The organism is Corallococcus exercitus, assembly GCF_042231735.1.
GTDB lineage: Bacteria > Myxococcota > Myxococcia > Myxococcales > Myxococcaceae > Corallococcus > Corallococcus exercitus_B.
Window position 1 is genome coordinate 6,561,282 of sequence record NZ_CP102577.1, and the last position, 19,623, is coordinate 6,580,904.

Annotated in this window: 20 protein-coding genes; 5 read left to right on the plus strand and 15 right to left on the minus strand. The window is 68.9% G+C overall.

Annotation, left to right across the window (positions count from 1 at the left end; all coding sequences use genetic code 11):
* Nucleotides 1-37: 37 nt before the first annotated feature.
* Both NR792_RS26085 and NR792_RS26090 read right to left on the minus strand, forming a co-directional pair.
* Entirely contained in the window at nucleotides 38-1,630 is a 1,593-nt protein-coding gene (locus NR792_RS26085; RefSeq protein WP_375755400.1) for a methyl-accepting chemotaxis protein, read from the minus strand.
* Nucleotides 1,631-1,964: 334 nt separating this feature from the next.
* On the minus strand, nucleotides 1,965-2,339 hold the full coding sequence (locus NR792_RS26090; RefSeq protein ID WP_375755401.1) for a hypothetical protein: 375 nt from the start codon (nucleotides 2,337-2,339) through the stop codon (nucleotides 1,965-1,967).
* A gap of 228 nt (nucleotides 2,340-2,567) precedes the next feature.
* Between NR792_RS26090 and NR792_RS26095 the strand changes: the two genes are divergently transcribed.
* Nucleotides 2,568-3,905: a sigma-54-dependent transcriptional regulator gene (locus NR792_RS26095; protein ID WP_375761693.1), complete on the plus strand. Its 1,338-nt coding sequence runs from the start codon at nucleotides 2,568-2,570 to the stop codon at nucleotides 3,903-3,905.
* 119 nt (nucleotides 3,906-4,024) lie between these two features.
* Nucleotides 4,025-4,486, plus strand: a complete 462-nt coding sequence (locus tag NR792_RS26100) for a hemerythrin domain-containing protein (protein WP_375755402.1) — start codon at nucleotides 4,025-4,027, stop codon at nucleotides 4,484-4,486.
* Between the two features lie 7 nt (nucleotides 4,487-4,493).
* Here NR792_RS26100 and NR792_RS26105 read toward each other — a convergent pair whose 3' ends face one another.
* The 7 genes from NR792_RS26105 to NR792_RS26135 are packed head-to-tail and all read right to left on the minus strand — an operon-like array spanning nucleotide 4,494 to nucleotide 13,168.
* Entirely contained in the window at nucleotides 4,494-6,329 is a 1,836-nt protein-coding gene (locus NR792_RS26105; RefSeq protein ID WP_375755403.1) for an ATP-binding protein, read from the minus strand.
* On the minus strand, nucleotides 6,326-7,489 hold the full coding sequence (locus tag NR792_RS26110) for a sensor protein KdpD (RefSeq protein ID WP_375755404.1): 1,164 nt from the start codon (nucleotides 7,487-7,489) through the stop codon (nucleotides 6,326-6,328). The genes NR792_RS26105 and NR792_RS26110 overlap by 4 nt, the downstream gene beginning before the upstream one ends.
* A 31-nt stretch (nucleotides 7,490-7,520) precedes the next feature.
* Nucleotides 7,521-8,153, minus strand: coding sequence for a potassium-transporting ATPase subunit KdpC (gene kdpC / locus NR792_RS26115; protein ID WP_375755405.1), 633 nt, complete (start codon nucleotides 8,151-8,153; stop codon nucleotides 7,521-7,523).
* A gap of 24 nt (nucleotides 8,154-8,177) precedes the next feature.
* Nucleotides 8,178-10,238, minus strand: a complete 2,061-nt coding sequence (gene kdpB / locus NR792_RS26120) for a potassium-transporting ATPase subunit KdpB (protein ID WP_375755406.1) — start codon at nucleotides 10,236-10,238, stop codon at nucleotides 8,178-8,180.
* Between the two features lie 2 nt (nucleotides 10,239-10,240).
* Nucleotides 10,241-11,959: a potassium-transporting ATPase subunit KdpA gene (gene kdpA / locus NR792_RS26125; RefSeq protein ID WP_375755407.1), complete on the minus strand. Its 1,719-nt coding sequence runs from the start codon at nucleotides 11,957-11,959 to the stop codon at nucleotides 10,241-10,243.
* Nucleotides 11,960-11,968: 9 nt separating this feature from the next.
* Nucleotides 11,969-12,058 carry a K(+)-transporting ATPase subunit F gene (gene kdpF / locus NR792_RS26130; protein WP_207054042.1) on the minus strand — a complete coding sequence of 30 codons (90 nt, stop codon included), beginning with the start codon at nucleotides 12,056-12,058 and terminating at the stop codon, nucleotides 11,969-11,971.
* A 24-nt stretch (nucleotides 12,059-12,082) separates the two neighbouring features.
* Nucleotides 12,083-13,168: an outer membrane beta-barrel protein gene (locus NR792_RS26135; RefSeq protein ID WP_375755408.1), complete on the minus strand. Its 1,086-nt coding sequence runs from the start codon at nucleotides 13,166-13,168 to the stop codon at nucleotides 12,083-12,085.
* A gap of 180 nt (nucleotides 13,169-13,348) precedes the next feature.
* Here NR792_RS26135 and NR792_RS26140 point away from each other — a divergent pair, with 180 nt between their 5' ends.
* Nucleotides 13,349-13,723 carry a hypothetical protein gene (locus NR792_RS26140; protein WP_375755409.1) on the plus strand — a complete coding sequence of 125 codons (375 nt, stop codon included), beginning with the start codon at nucleotides 13,349-13,351 and terminating at the stop codon, nucleotides 13,721-13,723.
* 145 nt (nucleotides 13,724-13,868) lie between these two features.
* On the opposite strand, the gene NR792_RS26145 is transcribed toward NR792_RS26140, so the two are convergent.
* From NR792_RS26145 to NR792_RS26165, 5 genes are all read right to left on the minus strand, one after another.
* Complete coding sequence (locus NR792_RS26145) at nucleotides 13,869-14,222, minus strand: hypothetical protein (protein ID WP_375755410.1); 354 nt, start codon at nucleotides 14,220-14,222, stop codon at nucleotides 13,869-13,871.
* Between the two features lie 154 nt (nucleotides 14,223-14,376).
* On the minus strand, nucleotides 14,377-14,874 hold the full coding sequence (locus tag NR792_RS26150; RefSeq protein ID WP_375755411.1) for a hypothetical protein: 498 nt from the start codon (nucleotides 14,872-14,874) through the stop codon (nucleotides 14,377-14,379).
* A 9-nt stretch (nucleotides 14,875-14,883) separates the two neighbouring features.
* On the minus strand, nucleotides 14,884-15,237 hold the full coding sequence (locus NR792_RS26155) for a DUF2381 family protein (RefSeq protein WP_375761694.1): 354 nt from the start codon (nucleotides 15,235-15,237) through the stop codon (nucleotides 14,884-14,886).
* Nucleotides 15,238-15,362: 125 nt separating this feature from the next.
* A complete protein-coding gene (locus tag NR792_RS26160; RefSeq protein ID WP_375755412.1) occupies nucleotides 15,363-15,854 on the minus strand; it encodes a serine/threonine protein kinase in 492 nt (163 codons plus the stop codon).
* Between the two features lie 11 nt (nucleotides 15,855-15,865).
* On the minus strand, nucleotides 15,866-16,813 hold the full coding sequence (locus NR792_RS26165) for a DUF2381 family protein (protein ID WP_375755413.1): 948 nt from the start codon (nucleotides 16,811-16,813) through the stop codon (nucleotides 15,866-15,868).
* Nucleotides 16,814-16,892: 79 nt separating this feature from the next.
* On the opposite strand from NR792_RS26165, the gene NR792_RS26170 reads away from it, so the two are divergent.
* Together NR792_RS26170 and NR792_RS26175 are read left to right on the plus strand one after the other, a co-directional pair.
* Entirely contained in the window at nucleotides 16,893-18,182 is a 1,290-nt protein-coding gene (locus tag NR792_RS26170) for an AHH domain-containing protein (RefSeq protein WP_375755414.1), read from the plus strand.
* A 189-nt stretch (nucleotides 18,183-18,371) separates the two neighbouring features.
* Nucleotides 18,372-18,779: an imm11 family protein gene (locus NR792_RS26175; protein ID WP_375761695.1), complete on the plus strand. Its 408-nt coding sequence runs from the start codon at nucleotides 18,372-18,374 to the stop codon at nucleotides 18,777-18,779.
* A 5-nt stretch (nucleotides 18,780-18,784) separates the two neighbouring features.
* On the opposite strand, the gene NR792_RS26180 is transcribed toward NR792_RS26175, so the two are convergent.
* Nucleotides 18,785-19,495, minus strand: a complete 711-nt coding sequence (locus NR792_RS26180; RefSeq protein ID WP_375755416.1) for a class I SAM-dependent methyltransferase — start codon at nucleotides 19,493-19,495, stop codon at nucleotides 18,785-18,787.
* Nucleotides 19,496-19,623: the final 128 nt, after the last annotated feature.

The following is a 19,623-nucleotide window of genomic DNA, read 5'->3' on the forward strand; positions in this document are numbered from 1 at the left end:
GCGGCCCGTGGGCCCTGCTGGCTTCGCTTGCGGACGGCTAGACGCGGAAGGTGGTGGACAGCTCCTGGAGCTTGCCCAGGGACGTGTTGATCTGCCCCACCGCCTGCTCGGCGTTGCTCGTGGCCATCACCACGTCGCTCATCATCTCCGACAGCTGCGTCACCACTTCCGTCATCTGCGTGATGCCCGCGTTCTGCTGCGTCACCGAGGCGACGATCTGCCGCGCCGCCTGGCTGCTCTCCTGCACCACCTGGGTGATGTCCTTCAGCGTCGTCGCGGAGGCGAGCACCTGCTCAATGCCCTCCTCCATCTTCTGGCTGTCCCCTTCCGCGATGCCCACCGTCTCGCGGATGGCCTGGTTGATCTCCAGGAGGATCTTCCCGATGCGCTGCGTGCTCTGCAGCGACTGGCTGCTGAGCGCCCGCATCTCCTTGGCCACCACCGCGAAGCCCCGGCCCTCCTCGCCCGCGCGCGCCGCCTCGATGGCCGCGTTCAACGCGAGCACGTTGGACTGGTCCGCCAGGTCCTTCACGCTGCCGATGATTTCACCCGCGTGCACCGCCTGCTCGGACAGCACGCCGATGCTCCCCACCAGCGCGCCCACCCGCGCGCGGATCTGCTGCAACCCTTCCGCGCTGCGCTCGATGGACACCTGCCCGGAGGCGCTGTACGCGTCCGCCTGCGCCGCCACCTTGAGCACCATCTCCGCCCGGCTGGCCGCCATGCCGGACGTCTGGGCGATCTCCGCGATGGTGGAGCTGGCCTCGGTGAGGCTGCGCGACTGGCTGGTCAGGAAGTTGAGCTGCTCGTGGCTCGCCGCGTTCAGCCGCGCCGCCGCCGCCGTCAGCTCCGTCACCACCGCGTGCAGCGTGTTGGGCACCGAGCCCAGCCGCGTCATCAGCGACTGGATGCTGCGCGCCAGCTCGCCCACCTCGTCCTGCGCGCTCGTGTCGATGGCCAGCGACAGGTCGCCCTCGCGCACGATGCGCGTCGCCGTCGCCGTCAGCCGCGCCAGGGGCGTCGTCACCTCGCGCAAGAGCCACACCGTGGCCACCGCGAGCGCCAGGATGCACGCCAGCGACAGCACCAGCACCCACGTCAGCGTCGTGCCGTGCAGCGACGACACCTCCATGAAGGCCTCGCGCTGTGACGCCTCCTGCTGCGCCGTGATGGACTCCAGGCCGTCATGCACCACGCGGTACGCGGGCTCCAGCTTCGCGAGCGCGGCTTCCGCGCCCGCCTCGTTCCGGGCCGCCAGCGCCACCACCTGCGACGCCTCCTGCCAGTAGCGCGCGAAGGCGCCCTGCAGCGCCTCCACCTTCGGACCGTCCACGTCCGGCAGCGCGCGCAGCGCCGTGAGCCCCTTGTGGAGCTCCGTCACCTGCGCGTCCAGCGTCTGCTGCTGCACCGCGTGCAGCGCCACCGCGTCGCCCACGTCCTGGTGCAACGCCGCGAAGCTCGCGCGCGACGTCTGCGCCTGACTCACCGACGGCGCCAGGCTGGACCCGATGCGCTCCGAGGCGTCCCGCGTGCGCGCGCCCAGCACCACCGTCACCGTCACGATGGCCACCAGGAACGCCGCCGCCACCACCGGCAGCACCATCATCTTCTGCTTGAGCCTCAACGCCATCACACACCCCCTCGCGGGCCCACGTCACCCATCCCGATGAAGCACGGTCGTGCACCCGCGCCGGGCCTGCTGCGCCAGCTCATGTCGCTCATCCTTCCGCGGCCCAACGGGGCCCCCGACGGCCGAGGCATCGTCAGGACACGTAGGATAGACAACACCTCTCCCCCCGACTCAAGCCCGCGTCCCTTGAAATATCCTGCAAACGAGTCGGCATTGCCCCGCAGGGTCATGCGGGACACTTCATCCTGACAGGTGGGACCCGTGGCGGAGGATGCCCCACGTCAGATGTGGGACGCCGCACACACCCGCGTGCGATCAGCCCCGGGCGACTTTTTCAGCGCGTGGGCTGGGGGAGGAAGGGCTCCACCTCGCGGCGGCATGCGTCATCACACTCAGAGAAGCGGACCAGGAACGCGGCGTGCCTTGCGCACTTCTTGGGCCAGCGCGAGGCGCCGCCGTCCACCAGGCACAGCAGGCGGAACTCGTCGCGGGTCTCCGTGAAGAGGGCCTCCCGCTGCGAGGGGGCCATGGCGCTCAGCGCGCGGTCGTCCCCGCCCTGGAGCCAGATGAAGACGCCCACCATCGCCACGAAGACGAGCCCCAGCCAGGTGCCCTTGCGCAGCCAGATGCTGGTGGGTGGGGCCAGCTCCTTCGCGAAGATGTTCTTGTCCTCGCCCCCCTCATCCGGAGGCGTCCCTTCGTTGCGCATGGGCTCCCTTCCATCCATGGCGCGTGCCAGCCGCACGGCCGCGCCGCAGCAGACACCAGCCCGTCCCGCGTTGCACCTTGCAACCGCCTTCCGGGGCGCACCGTGCCGGATGCGATGCGCCCCCGTGGCTTGCGCCGCCCGGCATCCGACAGACGGGCCCGGCACAGGGCGTGCTCTTAGACTGGAGCCATGGAAGTGCATGCCAGTGCCGAGGCGGTGGAGCGCCCCATGCGGGTGCTCGTGGTGGACGACGAGCGAAACATCCGCCACACCCTGCGCGTGTGTCTGGAGGGCCTGGGCTGCGAGGTACGCGAGGCCGCGACACCGGAGGCCGCGCTCGCCGCGCTCGCCCAGGGGCCGGCGGACCTGGCGTTCGTCGACCTGCGGCTGGGCAACGCGTCCGGCCTGGAGCTGCTGCCCCGCCTGCTCGCCGAGTCACCGGCATTGGACGTCATCCTCATCACCGCCTACGCGACGTTCGACACGGCCGTGGAGGCGGTGAAGCGGGGCGCGCGCGACTACCTGCCCAAGCCCTTCACCCCTGCGCAGATCCGCCACGTGCTGGAGCGCGCGAAGGCGCAGCGGGAGCTGTCCTCGCAATTGGGGGACCTGGAGGGGCAGCTCGCGCAGGCGGTGCCGGAGGCCACGCTGGAGACGGCGTCGCCGGCCATGCACGCGGTCATCGGCTTCATCACGCGCGCGGCCACGTCCGACGCGGCGGTGCTGCTGCGCGGGGAGAGCGGCACGGGCAAGGGGGTGCTCGCGCGGGCGCTGCACTCCATGAGCGCGCGGCGCAAGCGGCCCTTCGTCACCATCAACTGCCCCACCCTGTCCGAACAGCTGCTGGCGAGCGAGCTGTTCGGCCACGCGCGGGGCGCCTTCACGGGCGCGGTGAAGGACCAGCCGGGACGCGTGGAGCAGGCGGAAGGGGGCACGCTCTTCCTGGATGAGGTGGCGGAGATGAGCCCGTCGCTCCAGGCGCAGCTCTTGCGCTTCCTCCAGGAGAAGCAGTTCGAACGGCTGGGCGAGGCACGCACGCGCAAGGCGGACGTGCGGGTGGTGGCGGCCACGCACCGCGACCTGGAGAAGGACGTGGCGGAGGGGCGCTTCCGCGAGGACCTGATGTACCGGTTGAACGTCCTGGAGGTGAAGCTTCCCGCCCTGCGCGAGCGGCCGGAGGACCTCATCCCGCTGGCACGCCGCTTCGTCGCCTTCTTCGCGAAGGCCTCGCGGCGTCCGGCCCCGGAGCTGTCGCCCGCCACGGAGGCGATGCTGAAGGCCTATGCGTGGCCGGGCAACGTGCGCGAGTTGCGCAACGCGCTGGAGCGGGCGCTCATCGTGGGGGCGTCCGGCGTGGTGGAGCCGCAGGCGTTCCCGGAGCGCATCGCGTCCGCGGTGGGGCCGGGGGTGAGCCTGGGCGGGCCGCACACGCTGGAAGAGGTGGAGCGCGAACACATCCTGCGGGTGATGGCCTCCGTGCCGACGCTGGACGAGGCGGCCCGGCTGCTCGGCATCGACGCGTCGACGCTGTGGCGCAAGCGCAAGAAGTACGAAGCGGACGTGTGACGCACGCGGGGTTGTGCGCCAGTGCATGCAGGCCTGGTCCCGGAGGGCGAGGCGTGCAGGGACACTCGCCCTCGTGAGTGGATTGCGCCCTGGCACGCGCGTGAAGACCCTGGCTTGTCATGAACCTCATCGACGTGCTCATCCAGCAGCACCGCGACGCCGAGGCCCTCTTCGAGGCGTGGCGTCACGCCCCGGACGACGAGAAGCCGCAGCTGTGCCTGCGCCTGGCCGAAACGCTCACGCTGCACAGCACCATCGAGGAGCGCTGGGTGTATCCCGTCGCGCGAAGCGTCGTCGACGGGCCGCACATCGACTTCGCGGTGGAGGAGCACGGGGAGATGACCCAGCTGCTCTCCGAGCTCCTGCACATGCGTCACGACGCGCGCCGCCGCGAGGCCACGGTGCGGCAGCTGGAGGCCGTGGTGGCGCAACACATGGCGGAGGAGGAGCGCGAGGTGCTGCCCCGGCTGCGCAAGATGGACTCGGGCGCGTTCGGCCTGTCCAGCTCTGAAATCATCCGCTCCGCGTCCGACGCGCGGAAGGAAGCGATGCGCCAGCTGGAGGCGTCCGCGCCGGTGTGACGCCGCTTCAGCCCTGTTCAGGCTGCGGCAGCGTGAACCAGAAGGTGCTGCCCTGCCCTGGGGTGCTCACCACGCCCAGCTCGCCGCCGTGGGCCTGGACGATGTCGCGTGCGATGGACAGCCCCAGGCCGGCGCCTCCCGCCGGTGCTCCCGGGGCCCGGTAGAACTTCTCGAAGATGCGCGCCTGCTCCTGGGCGGGGATGCCCTCGCCGGTGTCCCGCACCTCGAAGCGCACGTGGGTCCCGTCGCGCGACACGTGCACCGACACCTCGCCGTCCTGGGGCGTGTGCTTCACGCCGTTGCCCACCAGGTTGCCCAGCACCAGGTGCAGCCGGTCTGGATCCACGCGCAGCGTCTCCACGTCCGGTGACAGGGATTGCGACAGACGCACGCCCCGGTCCTCCGCCAGCGCGCGCTGCGCGGCCAGCGCGTGCTCCACCAGCTCCTCCGTGCGCACCTCCCGCACGTCCAGCTGGAGCTGCCCGGACTGGATGCGCGACAGGTCCAGCAGGTCGTCCACGATGCCCTGCAAGCGCTCGCAGTCCTCGCGCGCCGCGAAGAGCAGGTCCGCCTGCTTCTCCGTCACCGGCCCCACGACGCCCTCGGCCACCAGGTGGATGGCCATGCGCAGCGACGTGAGCGGCGTGCGGAACTCATGCGCCACCGTGGCCACCAGATCGTTCTTCAGCTCATCGAAGCGCCGCAGCCGCGTCACGTCCTGGAGGATGAGCGTGGCGCCCACCACGTCTCCTGTCTCGCCGTGCACCGGGCTGCCTCGCGGCAGGAGCCACCGGCCGCCTTCCGGAGACGCCTCCACCCGCACGGCCTCCTCGTAGCCCCGGGGCTGGTACGCGCCCCTTCCGCCCACGACGTGGGCTCGCACGCGCTCCAGCACCGCGCGCACCTCCGGCTCCACGCGGCCCAGCGCGTCCCCGCCGTCGTCCAGCCGCAGGCGCAGCGCCTCTTCCGCCGCGGCGTTCACGTTGAGCAGCCCCCCGTCCGCGCCCAGCACCAGCACCGGGTCGGGCAAGCTGTCGATGGCCGCCTGCGACACCGCCTGCGCCTGGAGCAGCTCTCCCAGGCTGCTCTTGCGGTACTGCCCCAGCCGCTCCGCCATGGTGTTGAAGTCGCGCGCGAGCCAGGCGATTTCGTCCCGTCCCTCCACCACCGCTCGCGCTTCTCCGTCGCCCTGCCCCAGGCGGCGCACCGCCTGCGACAGCACGGACACCGGGCGCAGCGCGCGCTGCACCAGCGACGTGGTGAAGAACAGGCCGAAGCCCAGCGCCGCCAGCACCGCGAGCACCATCAGCGTGTTCACCCGCTCGCTCTGCTGGCGCAGGTGGTCGTTCTTGCGGATCATCGCGTCCTGGTTCAGCGCGAGGATGGACGACGCGGCGGACTTCGCCTCCTGGAAGGCCGGGGAGAGCGAATCGAAGTAGCGCGTGCGCGCGGCCTCCGGGTCGCGCTCCTGGAGGAAGGCGTCGAAGGCCTCGCGGTACCTCGTCCACGCGGTGCGCAGCCGCTGCGTGGCCTCCGCTTCCCCGGGCTCGGTGACGTTGCCCTGCTGGACGCCCAGCTCCGTCTCCAGCGGAGGACGCTGCGCGGCCTGCTGGGCCAGGCCTCGCTCGCGCTCACCCGCGACGATGAACAGCGCGGCGCTGTCCATGCGCTCCAGTTGCTCCGTGATGCGCTGGGTGGCGAGCACGCTGCGGTAGTTGTCCTCCAGCACCCGCTGGCCGGAGCGGCCCACGCGCGCCAGGGTGATGACGGCCGTGGCGCCCAGGACGAGCAGCGCCACCACCAGCGGCACCTGGGCCAGCAGCAGCCGCGAGCGCAGCGTCATGAGCGCTTCTCCTCGTGGGACTCGAAGGACACGACGTGGATGTCGAAGCCCTCCCCTTCACGCAGGAGCCTTGCGTCCGCGGTCAGCCCCAGCCGCTGGCGCCACTTCGCCTGGTTCGAGCGGCCGATGATGATGTGCCCCACGCCGTGCGAGCGCGCGAAGTCCAGGAGCGCCGCCACGGGGTCGCTGGAGCGCAGGCGCACCACCTCCGCCCCCAGCTCCTTCGCCTTCTCGATGTTCGTCAGCAGGTGCCGCTGCGCCTCCGCGTCGATGAGGTTCGGCGCCTCGCGCGGCGTCTCCACGTACACCACGAACCAGTCCGTGTTGAGCCGGCCCGCCATGCGCGAGCCCCGGCGCAGCAATGTCGCCGCGCGCGGTGGGTTGCTGGACAAGGCCACCAGCACGCGGCCCCATGCGCCGCCCTTCTGGGCTGCGTCCTCGCCTGCTCGGGCCTGCCTGCCCGTGGTGGCGCGGTCCAGGCTCTCCGCCACTTCACGCAGGGCCAGCTCGCGCAGGGTGGAGAGGTTGTCGCCGGTGAAGAAGCGCTCCAGCGCGTGCGGCACCTTGTCGGGCGCATAGATTTTTCCCGCCTTGAGCCGCTCGTGCAGGTCCTCCACCGCGAGGTCCAGGTTCACCACCTGATCCGCCGTCTTGAGGAAGCTGTCCGGCAGGGTCTCCCGCACCGTGACGCCGGTGTTGCGCTCCACCAGGTCGTTGAGGCTCTCCAGGTGCTGCACGTTGAAGGCGCCGATGACGTTGATGCCCGCGGCCAGCAATTCCTGCACGTCCTGGTAGCGCTTGCGGTGGCGGCACACGGGCGCGTTGGTGTGGGCCAGCTCGTCCACGATGGCCACCTGTGGCTTGCGCGCGAGGATGGCGTCCAGGTCCAGCTCCTCCACCGTGACGTCGCGATACGTGAGGCGCTGGCGGGGCACGACCTCCAGGCCCGTCACCAGGGCCTGCGTCTCCGGACGGCCGTGCGTCTCGATGAAGCCCAGCACCACGTCCACGCCGCGCGCCTTCAGCGCGTGCGCCTCCTCCAGCATGCGGAACGTCTTGCCCACGCCCGCCGCGAAGCCGATGTAGAGCTTCAGCCGGCCGCGCCGGCCGCGCTCCACCAGCTCCAGGAAGTCCTCCGCGCGCGGACGCCGCGTCGTCATGTCAGGCTCCCTACCCGCTGGAGGTTCATCCTCAGGGCCCCGAGCCAGGCTCCGCGACACCCGCGGGCGCCACGGGCGTGGAGACGGAGACGCCGAACTGGCGATCCATCGCCAGGTTCAACATGAGCACATTGAGCCGGGGCTCGCCCAGCACGCCGAACGTCCGGCCCTCCACCCGGGACTGGACCAGCGCGCGCACCCGCGCCGGGTCCACGCCGCGTGCCCTGGCCACGCGGGCCACCTGCCACAGCGCCGCCCCCGGAGACACGTGCGGGTCCAGGCCGGAGCCCGTCGAGGAGACCAGCTCGCCGGGCACGGGGCCTTCAGCCTCGGGGTTCTCGCGGCGCAGCCGGTCCGCTTCCGCCACGGCACGGTCGCGGAGCTTCTGGGAGGTGGGGCCCAGGTTGCTGCCGCCGGAGGCCGTCGCGTCCCAGCCCGTGCCGGCGGCCGAGGGACGCGGCTGGAAGTAGCCCGGCTGCGTGAAGCCCTGGGCGATGAGCGCGCTGCCCACCACCCGGCCCCGGTCGTCCTTCACGAGCGACCCGTTGGCCTCATGGGGGAACAGCACCTGCGCCACGCCGGTGACGGTCAGGGGGTACAGCACGCCCGTGAGGGCCAGCGTGACAGCGCTGGCGCGCAGGGCGGGGAGGAGCGCGGAGACCATGAATGTGTTCCTTTCCTTGCGTGCTCAGGCCAGGCCCACGGTGGTGAGCAGCACGTCGATGACCTTGATGCCCACGAACGGGACGATGACGCCGCCCACGCCGTAGAGGAGCAGGCTGCGGCGCAAGAGGGCCGCCGCGCCCAGCGGGCGGTAGCGCACGCCCTTCAGCGCCAGCGGGATGAGCGCCACGATGATGAGCGCGTTGAAGATGACGGCGGACAGGATGGCGCTGAACGGCGACGTCAGCCCCATCATGTTGAGCGGGGCAATCTGGGGGAAGACTCCCATGAACAGCGCCGGGAGGATGGCGAAGTACTTCGCGACGTCGTTGGCGATGGAGAACGTCGTCAGCGTGCCGCGCGTCATCAGGAGCTGCTTGCCCACCTCCACCACCTCCAGCAGCTTGGTGGGGTTGGAGTCCAGGTCCACCATGTTGCCGGCCTCCTTGGCGGCCTGGGTGCCGGTGTTCATCGCCACGCCCACGTCCGCCTGCGCGAGCGCTGGCGCATCGTTGGTGCCGTCGCCCGTCATGGCCACGAGCTTGCCCTTGCCCTGCTCCGCGCGGATGAGCGCGAGCTTGGCCTCCGGGGTCGCCTCCGCCAGGAAGTCGTCCACGCCGGCCTCTCGCGCGATGGCCGCCGCGGTGCGCGGGTTGTCGCCGGTGATCATCACCGTGCGGATGCCCATGGCGCGGAAGCGGTCGAAGCGCTCCCGGATGCCGCCCTTCACCACGTCCTTCAGGTGGATGATGCCCAGCACCCGCGCGCCCTCCGCCACCGCGAGCGGCGTGCCGCCCGCGTCGCCAATGCGTCCAGCGACCTGGGTCAGCTCCTCCGGCACGGTGCCTCCCTGCGCCTGCGCGTGGCGCACGATGGCGTCCACCGCGCCCTTGCGGATGCTCCGGGGCCGCGGGTCGCTCAGGTCACAGCCGCTCATGCGCGTCTGCGCGGTGAAGGGGACGAACGTGGCCTGATGCGCGCGCAGCTCGCGAGGCCGCATCTTGTACGTGTCCTTGACCAGCGTGACGACGGAGCGCCCTTCTGGCGTCTCGTCCGCGAGGCTCGCGAGCTGCGCGGCCTCCGCCAGCTCCTCCACGCGCACGCCCGGCATGGGCAAGAGCTCCGTGGCCATGCGGTTGCCCAGGGTGATGGTGCCCGTCTTGTCGAGCAGCAGCGTGTCCACGTCCCCCGCCGCCTCCACCGCGCGGCCGCTGAGCGCGAGCACGTTCTTGCGCAACAGCCGGTCCATGCCCGCGATGCCGATGGCGCTCAACAGGCCGCCGATGGTGGTGGGGATGAGGCACACGAGCAGCGCGACCACGGCGGTGCCGGACAGCGGCACGCCTGAATAGAGCGCCAGCGGCACCAGCGTCACGCACGCCAGGAGGAACACCAGCGTGAGGCCCACCAGCAGGATGTGCAGCGCGATTTCATTGGGCGTCTTCTTCCGCGCCGCGCCCTCCACCAGGCCAATCATCCGGTCGAGGAACGACTCGCCGGGGTCCACGCTGATGCGGATGACGATGCGGTCGGACAGCACCTTGGTGCCGCCGGTGACGGCGGAGCGGTCGCCGCCGGACTCGCGGATGACGGGGGCGGACTCGCCGGTGACGGCGGACTCGTCCACGCTGGCGATGCCCTCCACCACCTCGCCGTCGCCGGGGATGACGTCGCCGGCCTCGCACACCACGCGGTCGCCCTTGCGCAGGGCGGGCGCGCCGACGCGCTCCTCGCGGCCGTCGTCGGTGAGGCGGCGGGCCTGGGTGTCCTGACGCATGCGGCGCAGCGCGCTCGCCTGGGCCTTGCCCCGGCCTTCCGCCACGGCTTCGGCGAAGTTGGCGAAGAGGACGGTGAACCACAGCCACAGCATCACCGACACGGTGAACCAGACCGGCGCGCTGTCCGGCTGGCGGGCCACCAGGTCCTTGAGGACGAACACCGTGGTGAGGAGGCTGCCGGCCCACACCACGAACATCACCGGGTTGCGGGCCACGTCGCGAGGGTGGAGCTTCTTGAGGCTCTCCCACACGGCGGGCTTGAGCAGCGCCGGGTCCAGCAGGGAGGCCTGCTTGCTGACGGGGGCCATGTTCAGAACACCTTTCCGGCCGCGCCGAGGAAGTGCTCGACGATGGGGCCCAGGGACAGAGCGGGGAAGAACGTCAGCGCGCCCACGATGACGACGACGCTCACGAGCAGACCAGTGAAGAGCGCGCCTCCGGTGGGGAAGGTGCCTGGCCCGGGGGCCACGACCTTCTTGCCCACCAGCGAACCGGCCAGCGCCAGCACCGGCACCATCATCAGGAAGCGGCCCGCGAGCATCGACACGCCCAGGCTGAGGTTCCAGAACGGGGTGTTGGCGTTGAGGCCCGCGAAGGCGCTGCCGTTGTTGGCGACGCCGCTGGTGAACGCGTAGAGGATTTCCGACAGGCCGTGGGGGCCCGCGTTGTTGAGGGACGCCGTGCCCTGCGGGAGCACGGCGCCCGCGGCGGACAGGCCCAGGATGACGAGCGGGAAGACGAGCACGTACAGCATGGCGAGCTTCATCTCTCGCGCTTCGATCTTCTTGCCCAGGAACTCCGGGGTGCGGCCCACCATCAGGCCCGCGATGAACACGGCGAGCAGCGCCATCACGAGGATGCCGTAGAGGCCCGCGCCGACGCCGCCGAAGATGACCTCGCCCAGCTGCATGTTGACCATGGGCACCAGTCCTCCCAGCGGCGTGAAGCTGTCGTGCATGGCGTTGACCGCGCCGCAGGACGCGTCGGTGGTGACGGTGGCGAACAGCGTGGAGGCCGCGACGCCGAAGCGCGTCTCCTTGCCCTCCAGGTTGCCGTCCTGGGCGACGCTCGCGGAGACGAGCGCGGAGTTGGGCTGGGACTCGGCGGCGTAGCTGGCGCCAGCGCCCACGAGGAAGAGGACGGACATGGCGGCGAAGAGGGCCCAGCCCTGCTTCGTGTCGCCGGTCATCTTGCCGTAGGTGTACGTAAGGCCCGCGGGCAGCACGAAGATGAGCAGCAGCTGGACCAGGTTGGTGAGGGGCGTGGGGTTCTCGAAGGGGTGGGCGCTGTTGGCGTTGAAGAAGCCGCCGCCGTTGGTGCCCAGCATCTTGATGGCCTCCTGCGAGGCCACGGGCCCGAACGCGAGCGTCTGCTTCACGCCCTCCACGGCGGTGTGCGTGGGGTACGGCGCGAGGTTCTGGAGCACGCCCTGCGACACGAAGAACAGGGCCGTGATGAAGCTCAGGGGCAGCAGCACGTAGAGCGTGCCTCGCACCAGGTCCACCCAGAAGTTGCCCAGCGTCTTGCGGCCTTCCGGGCCAGGGCGGCGGGTGAGGCCGCGCGCCAGGGCGAGCGCGACGCCCAGGCCGGCGGCGGCGGACGTGAAGTTCTGCCACGTCAGGCCCAGCATCTGGGTGGCGTAGCTCATCGTGGACTCGCCCGCGTAGGACTGCCAGTTGGTGTTGGCGGTGAAGCTGGCGGCGGTGTTGAACGCGAGCTCCGGGCCCACGGCGGGCAGTCCCTGGGGGTTGAAGGGGAGCACGTGCTGGAAGCGCTGGAGCGCGTAGACCCCCAGCAGGCTGAACAGGCTGAAGGCGAGCAGCGCGGCGGTGTACTGGCCCCACGTCTGCTCCTGTTCACGGTTCACGCCGCACAGGCGCAAGAGGGCGCGCTCGACGGGACCGAGCACGCGCGGCAGGGGTGGCGCCTCCGCTTCGAAGACGCGGAAGAGGTAGAGGCCCACGGGCTTCGTCAGCGCGAGCACCAGGGCGAAGAACAGCAGGGTCTGCGACCAGCCGACGAGGGTCATGGCGAAGTCCTAGAAGCGCTCGGGCTGGAGCAAGGCGTAGACGAGATAGGCGGACAGCAGCACCGCGAGCGCGATGCCAGCGACGTATTCGAAGGTCATGACGGAGGACTCCTCACTCGGGGTTCAGAAGGTGGCGGCCGCGCCGACTGCGAGCAGCGTCTGGTGTTGGCGTGGAAGGGGTGGCGCCTCTCCGCGCGCCGGCCCGTCGAAGACGCTCCGGGTGGAGCGGTCGTGGCGGGCCTCGGCCTTGAGGACGAGGTGTTCCGCGGGCCTCACCTCCAGGGTGAGCGTGCCCTCGGCCAGGGTCTGCGCGATGCCGCTGAGCAGGCCGTCCCGGTCGCGGTACACCTCCGCGCGCGCGGTCATTGCCACGGGCTCCGCGACCTGGACGCGCACGTTGGCGCCCGCCGCGTACCAGAGGGCGGCGGAGGTCCCCGGGCGGGCCTGGCGGCCCACGTCCGCGGTGGCGGCGATGCTCACGGCGCCGGTGGCCTTCAGGGTGACGACGGTGTCCGCGAACAGTCGCAGGGCCTCCGCGTCACCGGAGCCCTCGTTGCCCACGAAGGTGTTGAAGGCCGCGCTCCACCGGTCGTCCGCGTAGGCGACCTGCGTGCCCAGGGCCTTGCCGGAGTTGTTGTCCCCGATGGTCTGCCAGCCATTGAGCAGGTGGAGCTGCGCGCTCCAGTGCTCATCGAAGCGCCAGGTCCCCTTGAGGCCTGTCTGGTAATAGGGCGAGAGCTCGCCCATCCACGAGCGGGTGTAGGTCCAGTTGAGCTGGGATTGGAAGGACTCGAGGCCGATGTGGCTCGGGTAGATGCCCGCCTCCAGGGTGAGCGGGCCTTGCGCGAAGGACAGCGAGGCCTGCTGCACGTAACGCCAGACGTCCGGGCCGGTGGCGTCCTCCTCGGGCTCCGCGCGGTGCAGCACGTCGATGCCGGTGCCGAAGCCGAGCAGGACGCGGAAGCCCACGGGCTCCGGCGCCAGGCGCACGCCCAGCGACGCCAGGTTGACGGTGATCTCGTCGTGCCGCCGGGCGGTGGTGCCGGTGCCTGGCAGGAAGTTCACGCTGCTGGCGGGGCGATTGAGGTTGTAGGCGAAGGAGGCGTCCACTCCGCCCTCGACCTGGAGCCGGGAGAGCAGCGGGGGCGCCTCGGGGGAGCTTTGCGTCAGCAGCAGGTGGAGCAGGTGGGGAGTCAGGTTGGGAGCCATACCGGGCTCCCTTCATGAGCATCCGCCGTACCGGCGCGGGCCTCCGTCAGGCCCAGCCATTCCGAGGGGTTGCGGGAGCGCGGTTCACGCCCGGATTGCAATGTGCACGAACCGGCCTCGTGCGCCCCTGCGAGGTGAAAGGGGGCGACGGCGTTACAGTGGGGAGCGGAGGTGGTTGGCGTGCATCCGTACCGGTGGAGCGAGAGCATCGACCCCAGGCTTCAGCAGGCGACCGAGCGGATGCGCCGGCTGCGTGCCACCAAGATGCCTGCCGCCGCGGTGCAGAGCCTGCGGCACTGGTTCCGGATCCACCACACGTACAACTCGAACGCGATTGAGGGAAACAGGCTGACCCTGCCCGAAACACGGGCGGTCATCGAAGATGGCATCACCATCGCGGGCAAGTCCCTGAAGGACCACTTCGAGGCGGTGAACCTCGCGCATGCGCTCGACTTCGTGGAAGCGCTGGCCAGCAAGGGGGGGGGTGGAATCGGGAAGGACCTTGTATTTGGTTTGCCATTCCAGGCGCAGGGCGCGTTGGACCTGATTACTTGATCCAGGCGGTTCCCACGGGGCACACCTTCCGTGTCTTACGCGATGAGCCCCGTCCCAGCGAGCCACAATCAGACGTGTCCGCGATCCAGCTCGCGACAGAGATCTGGACCGCGGCCATCAAGCACCTGCTCCAGGCGCGCTGACTTCATGGACTGCTGGACACGGACGAATCGCAGTCCGAGGTGCACTTTCCGGAGCAGGTCACCTGGCCGGGATACGAGGTCAGGATGGCGCACTCGGTGCCTCCCGTGCAGGACACGAGCTCGCTGCACACCTTGCTGTCATCCACGCAGCGCGCCTTCGACACGCCGTCCAGCTTGAGCACGAGGCAGGACAGGCCCTGCGGACACTGGGGCAGGTCCACGCCGCACTCCTGCGCCAGGTCCAACGACTGCCCCTCCCTCAGCTTCAGCCTCCCCTGCGCCCCGTCGTCGTTCGAGCCACAGGCCGCGAGGGTCATTACCGTCAGACAGCCGCCCAGCATCCGCATCCAGCGCATCGGGGTTCCCTTTCCGTCGAAGGACTTCGCGAAGGCGCAGAGCAAGGCGCGGACCAGCGGACCTCCCACTGCGATTCCGCGTGCTTGCACTGACCAACCGCCAGCGTGCGCTCCAGAATTCTGATGGGGCCTCGAATCCCTGGCGGTTCAGGACTCAGCGGAACTCATCCACGATGTACATGCCTGCACGCGGAGAATCGAGGATGGCAGTTCCTGGCTTGGACTCGGGCCGCTTGCGCAGCTGCCCGAAGCCGAGCCTCGCCACCGCGCAGATGGGCACCCGGCCCCCACCATTCATGAAGTGGGCCTCGTAATAGCGGATGACCGGCTGATTACCGCCCGTCCACACGCGGCCATACAGCCGAACCGGCGCTTCCAACGTGCCGACGTCCTGATCCAGCACGCTTTCGATGGGTCCGTCATACAGCGTGATGAACTTCGCACGACTCTGGTTCGCGTCGAGTTGTACCCATGCGGACTCACCCACGTAAAGGCGCAGGTACCGCATGACCTCCAGCGCCTTCTCCGGGCACTTCTCCGCCATGGGAGTGCCGTCCGAGCGAAGGCGCACATCACCCGGTATCGTCGCGCAACCCAGCGTTATACCCAGCAAGCCGATCCAGCCCACGAGCACGTATTGGCGGGGAGTCATGCGGCGTTCCTACTGCCCCAGCAGGGCCGGATCCAACTGAACAATGGCCTGCAGGAGTCCATCCTGCCGGTACATCTCCAGCCGCAGAGTCGTCAGCGTCTCGCCGTCCAGGAATGCGCTTCCATCCACGACGAGTCCAATGACGCCGGACATCCCGGGCTCGAGGACCGACGCCGAAGAGCGCACCGCGAGTGCCCGCTCCCTTGAGTCCGCGACGCCCACCAACCGGACGGACTTCATGCTCCACGAGCGCACAGCGTGGAGGTTCTTGACCCTGAACACGACCGCGGCCTTGCCCGTGCCCCGGTAGATGGTGCCATCCAGCGCCGTGTCGGCATCCTCGCCAGAGAAATGATCCGCGATGCCGAAGGGTGTCTACGCCACCGCGCCCGTCGTCAGCAGGGCCGCCAACGCGTGGTGCGCGAAGACCTCTTCCAGCGCTACCCCACGGTTCGCGCCTGGATTGAAGCGCACCTCGAACTGACGTGTCACCGGAATGCATCAACGACGTAGGCAGCCGCGACAGAACCATCGAGAATGGCTGTGCCGGGCTTTGACTCGGGCCGCTTCCGCATCTGGTCCTCGCTGAGCCGTGCCACTGCGCAGATGGGCACCTTGTCGCCGTCCGGCGGGTGGGCCTCGTACCAGCGGACGACGACCTGGGGACCGCTCGTCCAGACCTGCCCGTACAAGCGGGTCGTCGCCTCAAGCGTCCCCAGATCCTCTCGCAGCATGCTCTCGATGGGCCCGTCGTAGAGAGTGATGCGGCGCGACCGGATCTGGTTCGCGTCCAGTTCCACCAACGCGGCGTCCCCGACACGCATCTTCAGGTAGCGCATGACTTCGAGCGCCTTCTCCGAACATTCCTGCGGTCCAGGAGATCCGTCCGGGCGCAGTGAGACGCCACCGGTCGTGGTGCAAGCTGAGAACGCAGCAAGTAGGATGACGGAGGAGAGCAGTCTGGCTCGGCGGGCGGGCATGATCGCCACTTCTACTGCCGAATCAGGGTGCGATCCATCCTCACCATGACCTGTTGGTTCCCGTCAGCCCGGTAGATCTGGAGGGCGAGGTCCACGAGCTGACCCTCATGCTCGAAGGCGCTCTTGTCCGCCACGACCGCGATGGTGCCCGACTGCCCGGGAACAATCGTGGCGCGGGTCATCCGGAGCGCGAAGGGACGCTTCGTGTAGCTCGTCATATCGCGCGTCAGGTAGGCGTCCGCGAACTCCCATGCGTCGCCGTAGCCGGTGTTCGTCAGGGTGATGAGAGCTGCCGCTTTGCCTGGGCCTGAGAAAACCTTGACGACCATCTCCATATCCGAGTCTTTCGGACGGGAGGCCGCTACGAATCGAAACGGCGTCTTCTTCTCCTCCCCATTCGCCAGAAGCGTCGCGTAGGCATGGTCGATGGAGTTCTCCTGCTTGCGATGGCGCTCGTTTTCCTCGGTCAGGGCGTCGTTCTTCTTGAGGGCGTCCATCAGGGCCGAGTGCATGGCCGCGTAGCTCTCCCGGTTTTTGAACACGTCAACCTGTTGGTCGAGGATCGGCGGCCACCCACCGCTGTCCTTCTCTCTCCACGGGGGCCTCACGAGGAACGGGATCTCGGTTCCATCAACCAGCGTCACGACCAGGGGGAGTCCTTCATCGCTGTCGAGATCCTGGATGGGCTCGATGATGACCTTGTTGCGGACCACCGTGAGCGGTTCGAGGCGGCCCTCCCAGCCAATGACCTTCGTCTTGCTGGGGTCAACGGATGCCTCGAAGCGCAAGGCTGTAATGACCTGCCCCGTCACGTAGACGGTTTGGGTGCCATCTGAAGGATGCTCGGAGAGCAGGATGGTCCGCTGTTTGGGGCGGTCGCACTTGTCGCTTGCCTTGGCGGTCGCCGCGCTTAGAAGTACGAAAAGCAGGATAGACCCTGCGAGTGGGCCAAGTCGCATAGACGGGACAACGTATCAGGATGGCAGAGCGGCAGCCAACCCAACGGCACCCATCAAGCCGTCCATTTCGGGAGCAGCCATGCGGTGGGTGTGGTTCATCGCGTTACTCCTTTTCGCGGGAGGGTGTGCGACGACTCGTGTTGTCCACCTTGATGTTGGAGACGGCAGGCAGGTGGTTCACGAGTCCCGGGATGTTGATCCGGTTCAGGTGAGTGAGGACGCGTTCGAGGCGGCCCTCACACAGCTCATCCTGGACATGCGCATGGACGTTGCCTTCCGCGAGACGGATGCGGCCGACCAGCGAGGATGGGTGAGGTCCCGGTCGTTGCTCGCATCCTCGAAGGGGCTCTCGGATTCGGGGGCTGGGGCGTCTCCGGAGTCCCTCTATTCGCGCATCTGCCCGGATGGGGACGACTGTCTGCCCCTGGTAGGCGGAACGGGGCTGCCCTTCTCGCGCAAGGACCGGACGTTGATGGCCCTGTCGTTCGCGCTGGATGGGGTCTGGGGCAGTGTCGAGGCGGAGATCGGCAAGCTGCTGAACCCGGCGGTGCTCAAGGCCATGGTGACATCGGCCGCGCTGAGTGTGCTTCTCACGATGACGCTGCCCGAACCCGTCACGAAGGTCATCGCGGTGGCACTGACCGCGGCGATGGTGGCCTACCTGGGGGTGGTGCCGGTCTGGGAGATGGGCCGGGGCTTCGTGCGGCTGTGGGACGATGCAGAGAGGGCAACGAGCATCATCGAGTTGCAGGACATCGGACAGCGCTTCGGACGTGTATTGGGGACGAACGGCACACGCGTCCTGGTTCTGCTCGTTACGGCAGCCCTTGGCGGCAAGAGCGCGATGGCGGCCCAGGGGCCCAGGCTCCCGGGCTTCCCCCAGGCTGCGATTCGGGCGCAGGCTGAGTCAGGATTCCAGCTCACGGCGGCTTTGAATGGCGGCGTGTCTTCCATCGCGATGCCTGCCGCTGGGGTGCTGAACGTGGCGCTGGCTCCGGGCGCGACCGCTGCCGTCGCGATGTACTCGAACGGTATTCCAGGTGACGCCGAAGGCCCGGTCCATCACATCTGCACGAACAAGAACCTGGTTTCGGCTGCCACAGGCGGCCCTTGGTCGCCAGAGTGCGCGAGAATCTTCAAGAGGGCCGGGATGTCACTTGAGGATGCCGCGAACAAGGTGCGGCTCAATGGGCACGAGGGGCCTCACCCCGAATTCTATCACAATCAGGTGGTGACTCGCCTGCAAGCGGCTGTGCGCACTTGCAGAACCACGGAGACCTGTCGCACTCAGTTGCTGAAGGAACTCGCGAAGATCGCCAATGAACTTCTGACGCCGGGCTCAGAATTGCGCAGCTTCATCCTAAAGTAGGAGGGCGGGGTGGAACGGAACTTTTATTGGATAAGGTTGGCGGACGTGCCTCGATGGCTCATTGAGACTCCCACGCGGACATCCGGGGAAGAGTTCGACGAGCCTTGGCTGTTCACAGAGGGGTGTGTCCTTCCAGCCCCTGGTCCCATCAAGTCTCAGGTTTCGCATCCGGGTACGAAGCGTGCTTTTGTGTTTGGAGGGGTTGAAAGCACGCCTATCGTCAGCGAAGCACTCGCGAACGTCTTCCGAACACTGGCTCCCGACGACGTGCAGCTCTTTCCGGTGACGGTGGAGGGAGAACCCGAGCGGTACTTCGTCGTCAACGCAACCAAGGTGGTTGATTGCATCGACGAGGCACGGTGCCGGGAGGTGCATCACTATGACGAGGACGACCCCTCCCCTGAACATGAAGGGGAGTACAACTGGATCTACGGACTGCGAATCGACCCCTCGAAGACCGAGGGCGCGCAGGTCTTCCGGCTGAAGAAGTTCAAGACGGCGTTCATCGTTTCGGAGGACATCAAGAACGCCCTCGAAGGGGTCGGGAACCTGGGTGTGTCGTTCGAGCGCGTGACGGGAGCGCCCGAGCCCCACTAACCCGCTCAGGGCCCGAAGTGCGCGAGGAAGACCTTGTACTGGAGCGAGACGAAGAGCGTCTTCGGCGTCACCAGCCCCGCCTGGGCGAACATCGCGAACAGGGCGGCGTCGGACTCGATGGGCTGCATCTTCGCGTAGGCCTGACGCCTGCGCTCCAGATGATCCGGGGAAACGCCATACGCCCGCAGCCGGCGCAGCTCCACGTTCGTCAGCCCCGGGTCCTTGCCGACGCGACAGCCCAGCACCAGCGGCGCTCCGGGCTTGAGCCTCCGCGTCACCTCCCGTAGCAATTCGACGCGAGCCTCCTCGCCCTCCACGTGGTGCAGCACTCCCATCAACTGCGCGCCGTCAAACGGAGGACCGAACGGCAGGGTGCGCAGCTCGCCCTCGTGCAGGTGCGTGCGCGTGAGCAGCCCCTCCTCCTCCAGTCGCTTGCGCGCCACCTCCAGCATCGGACCCGAGGGCTCCACCCCCGTGAAGCGCCAGCCCGGCACGTCGAAGCGTTTGTAGGGCATCAGCTCCGCGCCCGTGCCCAGCCCCACGTGCAGCAGGGACGCCGTGTCCTGGCCATCCAACGCGGCAGCCAGGGCGCTGACGCCCAGCTCATACGCCGCCTGGTAGCCCGCGAGGTTGACGGCTGCCTGGGCGTCGTAATGGGGCGCGCGGTCGGCGCCGAAGCCGTGCACGGGTGCGTGGGCGGAATGATCGTGGTTCATGACCGGAAGATGCGTCCAATCCCCAATGAATGGCAGAGCGGGGATTCAGACCGCATCGGCGGATCTTTCGATTCGAAGGAACCTTCAATCCCTGACGGGCCAACCACAGGCGCCCTCTCCTCTGCCAT

Excerpts from the sequence above, each read along its gene's own strand:
- NR792_RS26085 (WP_375755400.1), bottom strand. The coding sequence starts at position 1,630 with ATGGCGTTGAGGCTCAAGCAGAAGATGATGGTGCTGCCGGTGGTGGCG.
- NR792_RS26090 (WP_375755401.1), bottom strand. The coding sequence starts at position 2,339 with ATGCGCAACGAAGGGACGCCTCCGGATGAGGGGGGCGAGGACAAGAAC.
- NR792_RS26095 (WP_375761693.1), top strand. The coding sequence starts at position 2,568 with ATGCGGGTGCTCGTGGTGGACGACGAGCGAAACATCCGCCACACCCTG.
- NR792_RS26100 (WP_375755402.1), top strand. The coding sequence starts at position 4,025 with ATGAACCTCATCGACGTGCTCATCCAGCAGCACCGCGACGCCGAGGCC.
- NR792_RS26105 (WP_375755403.1), bottom strand. The coding sequence starts at position 6,329 with ATGACGCTGCGCTCGCGGCTGCTGCTGGCCCAGGTGCCGCTGGTGGTG.
- NR792_RS26110 (WP_375755404.1), bottom strand. The coding sequence starts at position 7,489 with ATGACGACGCGGCGTCCGCGCGCGGAGGACTTCCTGGAGCTGGTGGAG.
- kdpC (WP_375755405.1), bottom strand. The coding sequence starts at position 8,153 with ATGGTCTCCGCGCTCCTCCCCGCCCTGCGCGCCAGCGCTGTCACGCTG.
- kdpB (WP_375755406.1), bottom strand. The coding sequence starts at position 10,238 with ATGGCCCCCGTCAGCAAGCAGGCCTCCCTGCTGGACCCGGCGCTGCTC.
- kdpA (WP_375755407.1), bottom strand. The coding sequence starts at position 11,959 with ATGACCCTCGTCGGCTGGTCGCAGACCCTGCTGTTCTTCGCCCTGGTG.
- kdpF (WP_207054042.1), bottom strand. The coding sequence starts at position 12,058 with ATGACCTTCGAATACGTCGCTGGCATCGCGCTCGCGGTGCTGCTGTCC.
- NR792_RS26135 (WP_375755408.1), bottom strand. The coding sequence starts at position 13,168 with ATGGCTCCCAACCTGACTCCCCACCTGCTCCACCTGCTGCTGACGCAA.
- NR792_RS26145 (WP_375755410.1), bottom strand. The coding sequence starts at position 14,222 with ATGCGCTGGATGCGGATGCTGGGCGGCTGTCTGACGGTAATGACCCTC.
- NR792_RS26150 (WP_375755411.1), bottom strand. The coding sequence starts at position 14,874 with ATGACTCCCCGCCAATACGTGCTCGTGGGCTGGATCGGCTTGCTGGGT.
- NR792_RS26160 (WP_375755412.1), bottom strand. The coding sequence starts at position 15,854 with ATGCCCGCCCGCCGAGCCAGACTGCTCTCCTCCGTCATCCTACTTGCT.
- NR792_RS26165 (WP_375755413.1), bottom strand. The coding sequence starts at position 16,813 with ATGCGACTTGGCCCACTCGCAGGGTCTATCCTGCTTTTCGTACTTCTA.
- NR792_RS26170 (WP_375755414.1), top strand. The coding sequence starts at position 16,893 with ATGCGGTGGGTGTGGTTCATCGCGTTACTCCTTTTCGCGGGAGGGTGT.
- NR792_RS26180 (WP_375755416.1), bottom strand. The coding sequence starts at position 19,495 with ATGAACCACGATCATTCCGCCCACGCACCCGTGCACGGCTTCGGCGCC.